The sequence below is a fragment of the Candidatus Dorea massiliensis AP6 genome, assembly GCF_964245105.1.
GTDB classification, from domain to species: Bacteria; Bacillota; Clostridia; order Lachnospirales; family Lachnospiraceae; genus Laedolimicola; species Laedolimicola intestinihominis.
Genome location: NZ_CAXTKW010000019.1, coordinates 40152 through 55850, shown reverse-complemented (window position 1 = coordinate 55850; position 15699 = coordinate 40152). Strand labels below are relative to the sequence as shown.

The following is a 15699-nucleotide window of genomic DNA, read 5'->3' as shown; positions in this document are numbered from 1 at the left end:
CGCTATATCGCCATGAATGACGGTATCGACACCCTGCGGGATAACAACGATATTGCCCCGTTCAAGAATATCCTGAACGAGATGTACAGCAAGGATATTTCCAAGAAAGTCCATTCCTCTTATCTTCTGAAAGCGCAGAAAGGACAGTTTACCGGGTGTCTTGCCCCGTTTGGGTATCGGAAAGACCCGGAGGACAAAAACCATCTGCTCATTGACGAGGAAACCGCCCCGATTGTGCGACTGATTTTCGGATATGCCCTGAACGGTCATGGTCCGAACTATATCCGCAGACGGCTGGAGGAAGAAAAAATCCCCTGCCCCACATGGTGGAACCGGGAACGGGGGCTTCGCAATACCCGCACCAAATGGGAAAAGAAAGACCCGGAAAACGGGCGGTATATGTGGGACTTCTCCGTTATCAAAGACCTTTTGATGAATCCCGTCTACACCGGGGCGATTGCTTCCCAGAAAAAGGACTACCGTTTCAAAATCGGCACGATTGGGGAAAAGAAGCCGGAGGACTGGATTGTGGTGGAGGGGCAGCATGAACCGCTGATTGACCGCATGAGCTTTGACATTGTGCAGAACAAGCTGAAATCCCGCCAGCGTCCGGGGCAGACCAATGAAATCAGCCTGTTTGCCGGACTGTTAAAATGCGGCGAGTGTGGGAAGTCGTTGACGGTACGCTACACAAACGCAAAACATCCCCAGCGGATATACTCCTGCAAGACCTACAATGCCTTTGGAAAGAACCACTGCACCCAGCACCGGATTGATTATGACACCCTTTACAGCCATGTGCTGCGGAAAATACGGGAATGTGCCAGAGCTGCCCTGATGGACGGGGAAGCGGTTGCCGACCGCCTGACCAATACCTGTGAAGCCGAGCAGCGGGAACAGCGGGAAGCAATGGAACGCTCCCTTACAAGGGACGAGGAACGGATTGAGGTTCTGGACAAAATGGTCATGCGGCTTTATGAGGATATGATTGCAGGGCGTATCAGTGAGCAGAATTTCAACACCATGCTGGAAAAGACACAGACCGAGCAGACGGAGCTTAAAGCAAAAGTGTCCGAGGGCAGAAAGCGGCTGTCTGATGAAGTCCAGCTTGCCAATGACGCAAAACAATGGGTGGAAGCCATTCAGGAATATGCCAACATCACAGAGCTGGACGCAGCCACCCTTAACCGCTTAATCAAAGAAATTGTCGTGCATGAACGCATTGACGAAGATAAAACAAGACACATTTCTATCGAAATTCATTTTAATCTCAAACCCATCCCGGAGGTGGAACAGGTCACTGCCTGACCTGTCCCGCCGGGACGGTTCTCTTAAAAACACCATATAGATTTTTTGTACGCCGCCGCCCGCCATCGAGCAGAGTTTTACACCTAATTGGGGATAAAACAGCTCATGGCTGGCGGCGGTGTTGCGCTGATCGGCATGACCCTCGTTCCCCTGCTCACCGGACTTTTCGGTTAATACCGGTAATAGGCATCCCCATAATTTTGCACTTTTGGCTCCCATCCAATAGCTTGGGTGGGAGCCGGAAAGGAGGTGTTCGGCTTCCATGGGAATGGTTATTGATGCAATCGGAGAATGGCTGAAAGAAATATTGGTCAGCGGCATTATCGGCAACCTCTCCGGGCTGTTTGACAGCGTGAACGGGCAGGTGGCAGATATTTCAGCGCAAGTCGGAGCCACGCCGCAGGCGTGGAACGCTGCGATCTACAACATGATCCGTTCACTTTCTGAAAATGTCATCATCCCGATTGCCGGTGTGATTCTCGCTTTTGTCATGACTCTGGAGCTAATCCAGATGGTCTCTGACAAAAACAATATGCACGGCGATGTAGATACCTGGATGTTCTTTAAGTGGATTTTCAAGACAGCTTGTGCTGTTCTGATTGTTACCAACACATGGAACATCGTGATGGGTGTTTTCGATGTGGGGCAAAGCGTTGTAAACAGCGCTGCGGGCGTTATTTCAAGCGACGCCTCCATTGACATCAGTTCGGTTGTTGTCGATCTGGAACAGCGGCTTATGGAAATGGACATCGGGCCGCTCATCGGTCTGTGGTTCCAAAGCCTGTTTGTCGGCATCTGCACATGGGCGCTTACAATCTGTATCTTCATCATCACCTACGGACGCATGATAGAAATATATCTCGTGACCTCCATTGCACCGATACCGATGGCTACAATGGTTAATAAGGACGGCGGCAATATGGGACAGAACTATCTGCGTTCCCTGTTTGCTTTGGCATTCCAGGCGTTTCTCATTATCGTCTGCGTGGCGATTTATGCGGCTCTCGTCGAGAACATCGCCATTGATACCGATGTCAGCAAAGCTATCTGGACTTGTATGGGATACACGGTTCTTCTGTGTTTTACCCTGTTCAAAACAGGCTCGATGGCAAAATCCATTTTCTCGGCACATTAAAAACGGAGGTGATACCCTATGGCTTATGTGCCTGTACCCAAAGACTTAAATGCTGTTAAGACAAAGGTGCTTTTCAATTTGACAAAACGCCAGCTCATTTGCTTTGGCTCCGGTGCGGCTGTCGCTGTCCCTCTGTTCTTTCTGTGCAAGAGGACGATGAACACGAGCGTGGCGTCGCTCATTATGATTGTTGTTCTTCTGCCGTTTATGCTTTTGGCAATGTATGAAAAGAACGGACAGCCTCTAGAAAAGATTGTCCGAAACATCGTGCAGGTCTGCTTCCTGCGCCCAAAACAGAGACCGTACAGGACGAATAATTTCTATGCGGCGCTGGAGCGGCAGGAAAATCTTGACAAGGAGGTATACCGTATTGTCCGAAAAACGAAAGCTCACAAGGGCGGAAATCAGCCTGATGGTAAGTGAGCTTGTGAAAACCTACTCGGTTATCAAGGGTGCGGAGGTGCTGTTCCCGTCTGGTCGGGATGTGGTTGGCAAATGTCCCCGCTGTGGCAGCGATGTTACCGAGAGTAAAAAAGGATTCTTCTGCGAGAGCAATAGCTGCCGCTTCGGATTGTGGCGTGACAACAAGTTCCTCACCGGCAAGAAAATCACGCTGACAAGGAAGATGGCGGCGGCTTTGCTGAAAAACGGCAAATTCCCAGTTAAGGGTATTTTCTCTGAGAAAACCGGCAAGTCCTATGACGCTGCCCTGGTTCTGTCCGATGACGGGACTAAGAGCGTTTACAGCTTGGACTTCGGTAAGGAATAATACAGGTGCCGGCCGGTGAGTTTATCGTAACTCATGGGTCGGCAAACCTTTCTCCTATGCGGAGGCAATCTAATTTATCAACGATGAAGGGAGCAATCTATGGCTGAAAAACAGACCAACAAAGAACGGCTGAAAGACATTACCGACAGCATAGAACGAGGGATTCAAGACCTCTTTCAGTCGGACAAGTACGCTGAGTATCTCCGCACGATGAGCCGTTTTCATAAATACAGTGTAAACAATCAAATGCTTATCTATATGCAGAAGCCAAACGCCACTTTAGTCGCCGGCTTCAACAAGTGGAGAGATCAGTTTGAACGCAATGTGATGAAGGGCGAAAAAGGAATCAAGATTATCGCTCCTACACCATTCAAAAAGAAAATCGAACAGGAGAAACGAGACCCGGACACAAATCTACCCATGCTTGATGCAGACGGCAAGGTTATCATTGAGGAAAAGGAAATCAAAATTCCCATGTATAAGCCTGTAACCGTCTTTGATGTGTCGCAGACAGAAGGAAAACCGCTGCCGCAGCTCGCCTCCGACCTGTCGGGCAATGTGCAGAATTATGAGGTTTTTCTGGAAGCCCTGCGGCGTTCTGCTCCTGTTCCCATTGAAATCATCCCGATCCGTGATGGCTCGGACGGCTTTTTCTCCTTGGACAACCAGAAAATCTCCATTCGTGAGGGAATGAGCGAAGTGCAGACTGTATCCGCTGTGGTTCACGAGATTGCCCATTCCAAGCTCCACAACACGAAGAAAATGGAGGAACCGAAAGATGCTCCGAAATATCAGGAGGTTGAAATTTTTGATGTGCCCGCCCTGTTTTCTAACGGGCGTGTAACTTCTGCGGATGTTCCAGAAGGAATGTACTGTTATGATCTGCGAGGTTCTGATGATGACCCAGGTGTGCCTGTGACAGTCGAAAACCGTGTCGCAGTCAATCATGCCGGTTCTCTGATTACCGCAAAGCCCCTGGAACTGCCGGAGGACGGGCGGCTCATGCTGACCGAGGATGAGGGACTGAATTTTGTCGGTGGTGAGATTTCCGCCTATCGTTTCCTGAATGAACAGCGAAAAGACCGTCATACGGAGGAAGTTGAGGCGGAAAGCATTTCCTTTGCCGTCTGTGCGTATTACGGTATTGCAACAGGCGAAAACAGCTTCGGATATATCGCTGCGTGGTCAAAGGATAAAGAACTGCCGGAACTTCGGGCAAGCCTTGAAACCATCAATAAGACTTCCTCCGAGCTGATTTCCGATATAGACCGGCACTATGCGGAGATTATGAAAGAGCGTGAAACGGAAATGATTGCCGCTCCCGAAGAAGAAAAAAATCTCGAAGAAATGAATATCCTTGAAATGGTGGATTATTTCATGGAACAAGGTATGACAGAGGAACAGGCTAACGATCTTGCAAATTCGGAGTGGCAGGCACGGAAAACAAATCAAGTCTCTGTTGAAGGGAGTTCCGAACCTGTCATTGAGCTGCCTGTGGAAGAAGTTCCACCTGTACAGGCTTCCGGCAATGGGGATATGCCCGATCCATCTATGTCCATTGAAGCCATGAACGCCTACGGCTATACGGATTCGGATATGCTTCCTCTGTCCAAAGAGAGAGCCTTGGAACTGTTCGAGCGAGATGTCCCTATCTATATGCTCTATGACGGCAACACCGAGGCGATGGCGTTTGAAGCCGAGGATATTGTACTGTTCTCCGGCTGTTTTGGCATTACCCGTGAAGATTGGGACGCTATCAAAAATCAAATCCCGCCGATGGATATGGAAATGGTTCGTAAGAAGCGTGAACAGGCGTTTCACGAAAGTGCCGGCGATACCTATGCCATCTATCAGTTGAAACGTGATGATGCGACTGCGGATTTACGGTTTATGAACTCCGAATGGCTGCAGAAGAAAGGTATTGAGCCGCAGTATGAAAACTATGAGCTGGTTTATACCGGAACTTTATCCAAAGAAGGAAGCCAGATTGAAAAGCTGGAGAATTTGTACCGTATTTTCAATGTTGAGCATCCGCAGGACTTCACGGGACACAGCCTCTCTATCAGTGACATCGTGGCACTCAAACAGGTGGGTGTGGTATCCTATCACTATGTTGACAGCGTTGGCTATCGGGAACTGACAAACTTCCGTAATACCGACAATCATCTGAAAAATGCAGAAATGCAGTTGGAAGATGATTATGGCATGATTGATGGTGTTATCAACAACGGTCCCAAAGAGTCGGTAAAGCCAGCACCTAAAAAGGAAGAAGTCAAAACAAAGAAGCCCTCTGTCCTTGCCAAGCTCCGTAAGTACCAGGAGGAGGACAGAAAATCAGCGACGCAGCACAGAAGTGCGGAAAGGGATTTGTGATGAATTTTACGAACGACGAAATGAATCTCGTGTGTATCTATGATACCGGAAACCGGACAGGGCTGATAAACGCCTTATCTGAAATGCGGAAAGAGCTGAGCATGGATGAAACCGATCTTCGTGAGCTGACTGACTCCACGCTGAATAAGCTCTCTGCCATGTCCGACGAGGACTATGCGAAGCTGGAACTGTATCCTGATTTTGACGAGTAAGATGTCGGAGCAGAACTTTTTCAGTATTTACAAAAAGTTAAAACCCATAACAGGTATCATCTCTTGACCATACGGGCATATTATGATAAAATATGATTGACTGCAGATTATCATAAAATGTCACAAAATGGAGGTGCGTTATGGCATATATTACAAGAGAGCTGGAACGAAAATTTCTGAAGCTCAATGATTTTTTCAAAGTTATCCTTGTGACTGGCGCAAGACAGGTCGGAAAAACGACCATGCTGAAGCATTTAGCAGACAGTGGCAGAACCTATGTCACGATGGACAATGCAATGGCACGGGAGCTGGCGCAAAGCGACCCGGTGCTGTTCTTCCAGACTTATAAGCCGCCGATCCTCATTGACGAGGTGCAGAAAGCCCCTGAGCTTTTTGAGCAGATCAAGGTGATTTGCGATGAAAGCGACGAGAAAGGTCTTATTTGGCTGACAGGCTCCCAGCAGTACAAAATGATGGAGCGAGTACGTGAAACCCTTGCCGGAAGAATTGGAATACTGGAACTATACAGCCTGTCTGCGAGAGAAAAAGCAGGAATGGTATTTGATACCGATTTGGATTTCTCCCTTGCCACTTTACAGGCAAGACAGCGTAGACTTCCCAAAAACGATGTGATTCAAGTATTCAACCACATTTGGCAGGGCGGTATGCCGCAGGTACAGGGTGTGGACGATGAACTTCGTCAGGAGTATTTCAATTCCTACATCGACACTTACCTGATGCGGGATGTAGCTGAGGCAGGAGGAATTACGGATACGGTGCGTTTCCGTAAATTCCTTGTTGGCTGTGCTTCCCTTGTGTCGGAACAGGTCAATTACGCAACGCTGGCAGAATCCGCTGATATTGCGCCGAGCACGGCGAAGGAATGGCTGAAAGTGCTGGTAGGACTTCATATCATTTATCTGCTCGCACCGTATTCCAACAATGAGCTAAAACGGCTCAGTAAGACCCCGAAACTGTATTTCTGCGATACCGGGCTGTGTGCGTATCTTTCCATGTGGCTGACGCCAGATACGCTGCGGAATGGTGCTGCAAGCGGCCATTACTACGAGAACTATGTTGTGATGGAGCTTGTAAAGAATTACGCCTACGCAAAATCCAAGGTGAATATCACGTATTTTCGGGATTCCAACGCAAAAGAGATTGATGTCTTTGTGGAGGAAAACAATGTCATTCATCCATTGGAGATTAAAAAGAGCGCCGCACCCGACCGCCGTGAAGTTAAGAAATACAGCGTGATTGATAAGGCGTCCTTGAACCGTGGCAACGGCGGTATCATCTGTATGTGCGAGGAGCCAATTCCGATCGATGCAGATAACTGCTTTATCCCCAGCAATCTCATCTAAGGAACGGCGTAAACACAAAAATGGAAGAAAGGCGGTGATTCTGACAAATGGCAAAGAAGCAGGGTCATTATTGCAAAGTCTGCGGAACGTATCGATCCAATGAGAGTTTTTCCGGGAAGGGTCACAGCGCACATATCTGCAAGAAATGTGCGGCGCTGTCCCCTGCAGAGCGTTCCAAAGAAATGACTTTGACACGGCTGATGAACCTCCCGTACCGGTTATCTGCGGAGCAGAAAGCGTGGCTCAAGGGGCTGCAAAAGAATGACTGCCATGAAATTGCAGAGACCGCCAAAGCAGTTTATGCAGAGTACTTCCCTTATGCTGAGAGAAACGAACGCAAAAAGCAGCTCCATATCAAAGAAATGACATTCCATATTCAGGATGAATTATGGGATGAATATGGAGATCCCTTTGACGCACAAATCACATTTACGCTTGACCGCAAATCACGGCAAATTTCCTGTATCCAGGCTGAAACCACCGATACGGTGGAACTGCCGGAGAAGGAAATGAAAAAACTGCTGAACCGGATCGTCAGCGAGTACGAGGTTTTTTGCTGGGAAGAAGATTTTTCTCAATCTGATTTTGACTCCTTTGATGATGACGATGAGGGCGGGAGCGATTTTGCCGAGAACGAAAATGCCGATGATACAGAACAACCCTCATGGTCAGTCTCAATCAGTTACTCAAATGGTGAAGAACAGCAGATGAAAGGGTTTGACATCCCAATCCGTGTCAATGAGCTGGCGCTGGATCTGCTTCAATACTTTGAAGATGACGCAGACGATGATGAAATCTATTTTTGAACAGAATAACAAAGTGTTATGTGCAGGGCACCCGATTTTCGGGTGCTCTAATTTTATGGAATAAAGGAGGGCAGACAATTCATGCCAAGCAAACTGCAAATGTATGAGCAAATGGCAGACCAAACCGCCAAGCAGGTTACGGGCAGCTTCGGAGAATGGACGGCGTTCCTCGAAACGATGGGGCGGCTCTACAAATATCCGTTCCATGAGCAGCTTATGATTTTCGCTCAAAAGCCAAACGCAACAGCCTGTGCCGACTATGACCTCTGGAACAAGCAGATGGGGCGTTATGTCCGCCGTGGCACCAAGGGCATCGCCTTGATTGATACCAGCGGCGATAATCCGAAACTCAAATATGTGTTTGATGTTTCGGATACAGGCACCAGGGCAAATTCCCGCCGTCTGAACCTTTGGGAATATCGGGACGAACATCAGGACGCTGTTACGGCGTCTCTGGAGAACCGTTTCGGCGTATCCGGTGAAAAAGGTCTTGCCGATCAACTGGAACAGATTGCCGGGAAGCTCGTAACCGAATACTGGAACGACAACAGGCGGGACATCCTCGGCATCCTTGAAGATTCTTTCCTTGAGGAGTATGATGATTACAACGTAGAGATGGCGTTCCGAAACGCCGCTGCGGTCAGCACCACCTACACGCTCATGTCCCGCTGCGGTCTCAATCCCGGCGACTACTTTGAGCATGAGGATTTTTTAAGCGTATTCGATTTTAACACCCGTGATACGATTGCCGTTCTCGGCTCGGCTGTTTCCAACAGCAGCGAGCAGATTTTAAGGCAAATCGCAATCACCGTAAAAAACTACGAGCGAGAAGCAAGCCTGCAAAGACAGGCGGAAAGGACGCAGAATGATGGAGAACAATCTGAATTATACGCAGAACGGGGATTATCTGATTCCCAATCTGACGCTCTCCGAGACCGAAACGAAGCCCTTGGGCAAGTACGGTCGGATGAGGAAAAAGTACCTGCAGGAGCACAGGCCGGTGCTGTGGAACAGCATGATCCTGTCAGAGAGCCTGTATCCGCATCTGAGGGAGATCGACGAGGCAGCGAACCGGAGGCTGGAACTGATGATGCCGGAGCTGATGAAGCAGAACGGCGTGACGGAGAACCTGAAAGCCAGCGATCCGATGAAGTGGACAGGGCTTATGAACAACCTCAAAAACCAAGCCGAGGAAGTAATTCTCGCAGAACTGATTCACGCATAAGCGGACAGCTCACCCTCTTTGATGTTGGGCTGTTCCCAACAGAACAGGAGCAGATCGCTGTCATAGACGAAGCGGAGAGTGTAAAACCTACACCCTTCGCTTTTTCTTTTGCCCAAAATGACATTGACGATGTGCTCCGTCTGGCAAGCAACACCGAGGATACAAGAATGACGGTTGCCGCTGCCTTCCAGAAGCAGAAGTCCACAGAAGAAATCGCAGAGCTGCTCAAACAGGAATATCACGGCGGAGCCGGTATCAAGTCAGAGGGTGGCGAGTTCTCCGTTTGGTATGGAGAGGACGGGATTCATCTTGCAAAAGGTCGTTCCGCAAGATATACAAAAACAGCACAGATAATTTCCTGGGAGGATGCCGCTGAGCGTATTGGTCAGCTCATGCAGGACGGCAGATATGCCTCTAATGTGGAGCTTGCGGAAGCCGAGGGACACGAGCGAATGAAGCTCTCCCAAATGCTCTGGTATCTTCGTGGGGATTTGAGCGATGCGGCAAAGGAACAAAACATCCTCTCTGCCCTGGCTGACTATCGCAATAACAATTTCCCCGATAGTACGGCTCGTCTGGCGGAGGATTTGAAAGACCCTACGTTTCGGGAACGCCTTGCCGCAGAGTATACCGTTTTTCTTGAAGCATATAAGGAAAATCGGGACGTCATGCGTTTTCACTTTCACAAGACGCACGAGATCTGGAACAGGCTGAAAGACCTTGACCTGCTGAGGCGTGAGTATACTTCCGATATGCCGGAGGTTCCCACGGTGGGAATGTTTATTACCGATGATGAGATTGACGCCACGCTGAATCGTGGCAGTAATGTTGAGGGCGGCAGGGGTCGCATCTACAGCTATCTCACAGGCGCTCACAATGCCAAAGAAAAAACGGAATTTCTAAAGAATGAGTACGGCACAGGCGGTCGTTCTCATGCTGTATCGGGACAGGGCTGGATTGACAGCAGCGGCAAGGGTATCCGTTTGCAGAAGCCCGGCTGTACTGATGTAGAGCTGAACTGGAACAAGGTGCTCTCCCGCTTTGAAAACATCATTCGGAACGGCAGATATTTTACTCCCGAAGAAAAAGCCAGATATGAGGAAATGCAGACCCGTGAGTGGCAGTTCCGCAAACACATGGACGCCTATAACGACATCAAACATGACCATCCCAATGATGTGGTGCTGTTCCAGGTCGGAGATTTCTTTGAAATGTACGGCGTGGATGCCAGAACCGCATCGGAGCTGCTTGGCTTAAATCTTACTACAAGAGCCGTGTCCGGTGCGGGACGGGTGGAAATGTGCGGGATTCCCTCTCACATTCTGGAGCAGTCTGTTGAGAAAATCCGCCAGACCCGCGGCGTTACGGTTGCCCGTCATAACAGCATTATAAACGAGCATACGACCTATTCTCTGGGCGTTTTAGGAGCAGACAGGGAATTATCCCCGGAGGTCGAAAACGAACCTGTAAGCGTTACAGAAACTCCAAAAGGCACCTCAACCGCAGCAGTTGAAACACCGCTTATCTCCCGTGAAATCACACAGGCAGAGATTGATGAAGCTCTCCAAAGCTGGAACGGCAGTATTGAAAGTAAGCAGGCAGTTGTCCGTTATATGGCAGACCATGCCCGTGAACGGGACACGGCGGCGTGGCTCGCCGGAGAATACGGTACTGAGGTATCGAAACCTCTGCATATCACCGTTACCGGAACGGACATTGATTATGAAATGTCCTGGGCAAAGGTACAGAGGCGTATCGCACAGCTCATCAAGGAGGACAGATTTTACACCCAGGCAGAATATGACCGTCTGGACGATATTGACCCGATTGCCATTCGTGAAACCCTTGCCCAGCATGGCATCGTAAACGGCGAAGTCGTTGACTCCGAAAAGCTGGATGCAGACCCGTTCATTCAGCAGGTAATGGGAGATGTGGATCGGATCAGCCGTGAGCAGGCCGCTATTCGGGAAGCTGATGAGGCTTTCGCAAATGAGTATCTGATCCCCCATGAATCCACCTTTGAGATTGACGGACGCAGATTTGTTGTGGACAGCGTAAATCTCGATTTTGGCAAGGTGAGCTTGCAGGATGTTACATTCCAGAACGCAGCAGGGTTCCCGATTTTCAGAAGCGAATCCATTGCGTTTATGCGTGGGCTCATGGAGATCAGCGAAGCACAGCGTACAGCGGAACCGCCTGCCGAGCCTCAGTTGGAGTCAGAAACCGCAGCGTTTTACTCTGCGGAAGAAAACAATCTTCCGTTCGATGTGGAAATCCGAACCATCAAAACCCCAGAGCCGCCGATACCGAAGCCCGAACTTCACAATTTCCGCATCACCGATGACCATCTGGGTGAAGGTGGTGCAAAAGCAAAGTTCCGTATGAATATGGACGCCATCAACCTTCTGAAAGAATTGGAGTTTGACGGCAGACAGGCAACACCCGAAGAACAGGTTATTCTCTCCAGGTATGTGGGCTGGGGCGGGCTGGCGGACGCCTTTGATGAAACAAAAGACAACTGGAAAAGTGAATTTGCGGAGCTGTACACAGCACTTTCTCCCGAAGAATACGCCGCCGCAAGAAGTTCTACGCTGAATGCCCACTATACAAGCATCCAGGTCTTTCGGCTGTGCTGATTTCAGAGCCGCCACATTGTCTGCAATCTCGCTGCGGTGCTCCGCACCTTCCGGCAGCATATCCAGAGCTTTTTGATAGTAAGCGAGCTTTTCACGGACATTCCCGGACAGAAAATCATCGGCGGTTCTCCAAGTATAGGAGCCGTCCGGCTTTCGGTTAAAATCCATATAGATCACGCCACGCAGATCGCTCGCCAGTTCTTCCTCGGTCTTGCCGGTAAGCTGAGACATATATGCCATATCAACCATTGCTTTTTCTGCAATAGAGACTGCCAATGCTTCCGAAGCGGTATCGACCGATGTGACAACTTCGCTGGGCTTAATGGTACGCTTGGTAAACATATCCGCCTTGCGTTTCAGATTGTTGTCCTCATCGAGAACTTCCAGCGAGCAGAGCAGATAATAGGAGCTATCGTCCGCAAAAGCAAGAGCATTGCCACGGCTGTTGATGAGACCGTGCTTTGCGGTAAAATTATCGTAGAGTTCATTTAATTCTCTTTGTGTCTGCCGGATAACCTCGTCCGGGGTATATCCGTCCATCTGCTGACCAATGAGTTTCTGCACACAATCACGGAGTTCCACCATGCCCTTGACACGCTCCATTGCCGCAGCGTTCAAATCGGGCTTTACCATGCGGCTGTTTTCTCTGTAGTAGACATTGCCGTCTACCACGGTGTAACTGTAATTTTTGACATTTGGGTCAGCGGGGATAGAGGTGTCGATTGCTTCCCCCGCACCGAGTTCGGGCAGCTCTGCCTCCGTATAAGTGCCACGGATATATTTCACAGCATCGTGAAGCTGATCGGCAAGTTCCAGTCCCTCAATGGGTTCAACCGTAAAGTCCTGCTTGCCGTATTGGGTGCTTTCAGAAGTCTGCCGTCCGAGTATCATTTCGGGATGGTCGATGAAATAACTGTTGATGGCAAAACCGTCATCGTTCTTTCCAAGGTGTATCCAATCGGGTTCAATCTCAATAGGACGATCCCGCTTCTGCAGGAAGATAATATCGGACACAACTTCCGTGCCTGCATTTGCCTTGAAAGACTGTCAAAGATATTCTGGTGGTCGTGCGGTCCATTCTCGATTATACAGCGAAACGATTTCCCGGAACATTCCCTACGTTGAACATCAACTATCCAAAGGAAAGCAAAAAGGAAATGCGTGTACTGAGCAGAGAGGAGCAAACCCGGTTTTCCAGATTTCTTCTGGATGATATGGATTCGTGTAAGTTCGGTGTGCTTCTTGCACTTCTCACGGGAATTCGGATTGGTGAGTTGTGTGCTTTACGGTGGGAGAACATTTCTTTGAAAGATAATACCATCAAAATCTGCTCGACCATGCAGAGGCTGAAAGACATGAATCCCGATCAGGAAAGCAAAACAAAAATTGTGATCGGCTCTCCTAAAAGCGATACTTCTACCCGGACAATTCCCATAAGCGAAACTGCCGCCGAGCTTTGCCGGAAGATGAATCCGCAAAGTCCTGCGGCTTTTGTTTTGACCGGAACCTCTAATTATATGGAGCCAAGAACATTGCAATACCGCATGGAGCGTTATACCGAAATCTGCGGTTTGGACGGCGTGCATTTTCATACGCTTCGGCATACCTTCGCCACCCGTTGTGTTGAAGTTGGCTTTGAAATCAAATCTCTCAGCGAGATTTTAGGACACGCCAATACAACCATTACCCTTGACCGTTATGTGCATTCTTCAATGGAGCTGAAACGGGACAATATGAACAAACTGGCGGCCGTCGGGCTTTAATTTCCGCAGTCACAGTTTTGTGTCTTTCCCCCTCAAGGACGGCAAAAGTACAAGGCTATTCAGGTTTTGAAACTGTGATTTGACAGAGTGCCTTACTCTGCGAAGAAAGGACAGCGAAAAAATGGCCGTAATCGGCTTAATTTTTTCAGTTTGTGTAGCAAATGCCCACAATCAGTAAGCGAGGTGCAAATATTGATAGATGACAAGCGAACGGCTCTTTTGGAAAGCACAGTTAGGGCAGTTGCAAAATATGGAATGAAAGATATAAGTACCCGTAACATCAGCAGCGATGCAGGTGTAAATGACGCTTATATCTATCGTTACTTTGAGAATAAGGAAGATTTGCTGGTACAAGCATATCTTCTTGAAAACCACAAGTTTATGCACCATGTGATTCGGCAGATTGATCTTGTAAGAAAACAAATGTCTGCCTGTCCTCTGCCGGAACGGTGCAGGTTAGTTTTTCATGCGGCATGGCGTTACCTGATTGATACTCCGGATGTCTGCCGCTTTTTCACGTACTACTACCATTCCCCTAATTTTGAAAAGTATGCACAGAAGGAGTATCAGATACAGTTGGATGAACTGGCAGAGACAATTCTTCCTCGGTTTGACACCATGGAAGATGCCAAGCATTGTCTGTACGCACTATTTGTTCTGCTGAACTCTTTTGCAATTCTGGTGGTAAACCAGGAAACGCCGGATGAGGCTGATGCAGAAAATCGAGCGTTCAATACGGCATTCTACGTAATCGAAGCGGAGATGAAAAAGGAACTGCCGGAGAAAGCCGACCGGCAATAGAACGAGAGAAAGGGCGGCACTGATCTGCCGCAGAACAGGAAAAGGGTATGGGAAAAACAATTAAAAAAATTTGGAATATCATCACGAACATCATCGTGGTTCTTGCTGTGATACTCGCCGTTGCGCTGGTAGGCGTTCGGCTGGTTGGGCTTCAGGTATTCACGGTGCTTTCCGGTTCTATGGAGCCGACCTATCATGTCGGTTCCCTCATCTATGTTAAAGATGTGGACTACAAAGAACTGGAAGCGGGCGATGTCATCACTTTCATGCTGGATGAGGATACCGTGGCAACTCACCGCATTACAGAAGTCGTTCCTGATGAGGAAGAGCCAGACACGCTGCGCTACCGCACCAAGGGCGACGCCAACGATGCTGAGGACGGCAAGTTGGTTCATTATAAGAATGTGATCGGCTCTCCGGTGTTCACAATTCCCTATTTGGGATATTTCGCTGACTACATTCAGAATCCTCCGGGAACCTATGTAGCCATTTCCGTTGGCGCAGTTCTGCTGCTGTTGGTCTTTCTGCCAGACCTGTTTTCTTCTGACGATAAAGACAAGGAGAAAAAGAAAACAAAAGGCAGATATGAACGGGATCATATCCCGAAACAATGAGGGCAATGCCGCAAGGCTCCCTATATAAAAATTTATTGAAGGAGGTTTTCTCAAATGAAGAAAACAAAAAAAGCACTGCTTCTGAGCCTCTGTGCGGTAATGCTTGTCACCGCCTCTGTGCTGGGAACCATGGCCTACCTGACTTCCACTGACGAGGTTGTCAACACATTCACTGTGGGAAATGTCGCCATAACCCTGGACGAAACCGACGTGGACAACAGCACCCCAGGCGAGAATGATCGTGACCAGGCGAACGAATACAAGCTGATGCCTGGTAAGGAGTATGTGAAGGACCCTATCGTCCATGTGGATGCTGACAGCGAAGATTGCTACCTGTTTGTCAAGGTTGCAAACGGGATTGCTGACATCGAAGATACCAAGACCGTCGCTGAGCAGATGAAAGACAAGGGCTGGGTTGCTGTGGATGAAGCCAATGGCATCTATGTGTACACCACTGACAACACCAATCCTGCAGTTGTTAAGGGCGGCGACAATGTGACCGTATTCGAGAGCTTTACCATTAAGGGCGATGTGAACAACGAGATTTTGGCAAGCTACGCTGGCAAGGAAATCAATGTCACCGCTTACGCAATTCAGGCTGACGGCTTTGACGGCAAGAGCGCTTCCGATATTTGGACTGCGGCTGGATTTAACAACTGAATAGGAATCGTCTATTGAGAGGTTTCGGTATGA

The 15699-nt window shown here is 48.8% G+C and carries 13 protein-coding genes and 3 pseudogenes; 15 read left to right on the top strand and 1 reads right to left on the bottom strand.

Annotated features, from left to right (window positions below; all coding sequences use genetic code 11):
- The 11 genes and pseudogenes from ACESZP_RS16380 to ACESZP_RS16330 form a co-directional block, all read left to right on the top strand.
- Positions 1 to 1308: recombinase family protein (locus tag ACESZP_RS16380; RefSeq protein WP_499709761.1), on the top strand; the 1308-nt coding region annotated here is incomplete at its 5' end.
- Between the two features lie 90 nt (positions 1309 to 1398).
- A pseudogene (locus ACESZP_RS16375) lies at positions 1399 to 1482 on the top strand (Maff2 family mobile element protein); the annotation flags it as partial.
- Positions 1483 to 1570: 88 nt separating this feature from the next.
- Positions 1571 to 2443 carry a VirB6/TrbL-like conjugal transfer protein, CD1112 family gene (locus ACESZP_RS16370; protein ID WP_147632122.1) on the top strand — a complete coding sequence of 291 codons (873 nt, stop codon included), beginning with the start codon at positions 1571 to 1573 and terminating at the stop codon, positions 2441 to 2443.
- An 18-nt stretch (positions 2444 to 2461) separates the two neighbouring features.
- Positions 2462 to 2866 (top strand): PrgI family protein, encoded by a 405-nt coding sequence (locus ACESZP_RS16365; RefSeq protein WP_499709760.1) that lies wholly within the window; start codon positions 2462 to 2464, stop codon positions 2864 to 2866.
- A complete protein-coding gene (locus tag ACESZP_RS16360) occupies positions 2814 to 3212 on the top strand; it encodes a topoisomerase C-terminal repeat-containing protein (protein WP_499709759.1) in 399 nt (132 codons plus the stop codon). The genes ACESZP_RS16365 and ACESZP_RS16360 overlap by 53 nt, the downstream gene beginning before the upstream one ends.
- An 87-nt stretch (positions 3213 to 3299) precedes the next feature.
- Positions 3300 to 4544, top strand: a pseudogene (locus ACESZP_RS16355) (LPD28 domain-containing protein); the annotation flags it as partial.
- On the top strand, positions 4521 to 5585 hold the full coding sequence (locus ACESZP_RS16350) for a YodL domain-containing protein (RefSeq protein ID WP_499709765.1): 1065 nt from the start codon (positions 4521 to 4523) through the stop codon (positions 5583 to 5585). The pseudogene ACESZP_RS16355 and the gene ACESZP_RS16350, both read left to right, overlap by 24 nt.
- Positions 5582 to 5797: a transposon-transfer assisting family protein gene (locus tag ACESZP_RS16345; protein ID WP_499709757.1), complete on the top strand. Its 216-nt coding sequence runs from the start codon at positions 5582 to 5584 to the stop codon at positions 5795 to 5797. The genes ACESZP_RS16350 and ACESZP_RS16345 overlap by 4 nt, the downstream gene beginning before the upstream one ends.
- Positions 5798 to 5937: 140 nt before the next feature.
- On the top strand, positions 5938 to 7161 hold the full coding sequence (locus tag ACESZP_RS16340; RefSeq protein WP_147632130.1) for an ATP-binding protein: 1224 nt from the start codon (positions 5938 to 5940) through the stop codon (positions 7159 to 7161).
- A gap of 47 nt (positions 7162 to 7208) precedes the next feature.
- On the top strand, positions 7209 to 7967 hold the full coding sequence (locus ACESZP_RS16335; RefSeq protein WP_499709756.1) for a hypothetical protein: 759 nt from the start codon (positions 7209 to 7211) through the stop codon (positions 7965 to 7967).
- An 81-nt stretch (positions 7968 to 8048) separates the two neighbouring features.
- Entirely contained in the window at positions 8049 to 11828 is a 3780-nt protein-coding gene (locus ACESZP_RS16330; RefSeq protein ID WP_499709754.1) for a MutS N-terminal domain-containing protein, read from the top strand.
- On the opposite strand, the pseudogene ACESZP_RS16325 reads toward ACESZP_RS16330, so the two are convergent.
- Positions 11784 to 12872 (bottom strand): annotated as a pseudogene (locus ACESZP_RS16325) (winged helix domain-containing protein); the annotation flags it as partial. The gene ACESZP_RS16330 and the pseudogene ACESZP_RS16325 sit on opposite strands and share 45 nt — an antisense overlap.
- Before the next feature lie 77 nt (positions 12873 to 12949).
- Between ACESZP_RS16325 and ACESZP_RS16320 the strand changes: the two are divergent.
- From ACESZP_RS16320 to ACESZP_RS16305, 4 genes are all read left to right on the top strand, one after another.
- On the top strand, positions 12950 to 13591 hold the full coding sequence (locus ACESZP_RS16320; protein ID WP_499709753.1) for a site-specific integrase: 642 nt from the start codon (positions 12950 to 12952) through the stop codon (positions 13589 to 13591).
- Positions 13592 to 13678: 87 nt separating this feature from the next.
- Positions 13679 to 14392 (top strand): TetR/AcrR family transcriptional regulator, encoded by a 714-nt coding sequence (locus ACESZP_RS16315; protein WP_499709752.1) that lies wholly within the window; start codon positions 13679 to 13681, stop codon positions 14390 to 14392.
- A gap of 47 nt (positions 14393 to 14439) precedes the next feature.
- Complete coding sequence (locus ACESZP_RS16310) at positions 14440 to 15006, top strand: signal peptidase I (protein WP_147632138.1); 567 nt, start codon at positions 14440 to 14442, stop codon at positions 15004 to 15006.
- 54 nt (positions 15007 to 15060) lie between these two features.
- The gene (locus ACESZP_RS16305) at positions 15061 to 15666 is read left to right on the top strand and encodes a SipW-dependent-type signal peptide-containing protein (protein ID WP_499709751.1); all 606 of its coding nucleotides are present in this window, start codon (positions 15061 to 15063) and stop codon (positions 15664 to 15666) included.
- Positions 15667 to 15699: the final 33 nt, after the last annotated feature.

What these genes read in the sequence shown, in the direction of transcription:
- ACESZP_RS16305 (WP_499709751.1), top strand. Translation starts at nt 15,061, where the DNA reads ATGAAGAAAACAAAAAAAGCACTGCTTCTGAGCCTCTGTGCGGTAATG.
- ACESZP_RS16340 (WP_147632130.1), top strand. Translation starts at nt 5,938, where the DNA reads ATGGCATATATTACAAGAGAGCTGGAACGAAAATTTCTGAAGCTCAAT.
- ACESZP_RS16330 (WP_499709754.1), top strand. Translation starts at nt 8,049, where the DNA reads ATGCCAAGCAAACTGCAAATGTATGAGCAAATGGCAGACCAAACCGCC.
- ACESZP_RS16335 (WP_499709756.1), top strand. Translation starts at nt 7,209, where the DNA reads ATGGCAAAGAAGCAGGGTCATTATTGCAAAGTCTGCGGAACGTATCGA.
- ACESZP_RS16350 (WP_499709765.1), top strand. Translation starts at nt 4,521, where the DNA reads ATGATTGCCGCTCCCGAAGAAGAAAAAAATCTCGAAGAAATGAATATC.
- ACESZP_RS16310 (WP_147632138.1), top strand. Translation starts at nt 14,440, where the DNA reads ATGGGAAAAACAATTAAAAAAATTTGGAATATCATCACGAACATCATC.
- ACESZP_RS16370 (WP_147632122.1), top strand. Translation starts at nt 1,571, where the DNA reads ATGGGAATGGTTATTGATGCAATCGGAGAATGGCTGAAAGAAATATTG.
- ACESZP_RS16365 (WP_499709760.1), top strand. Translation starts at nt 2,462, where the DNA reads ATGGCTTATGTGCCTGTACCCAAAGACTTAAATGCTGTTAAGACAAAG.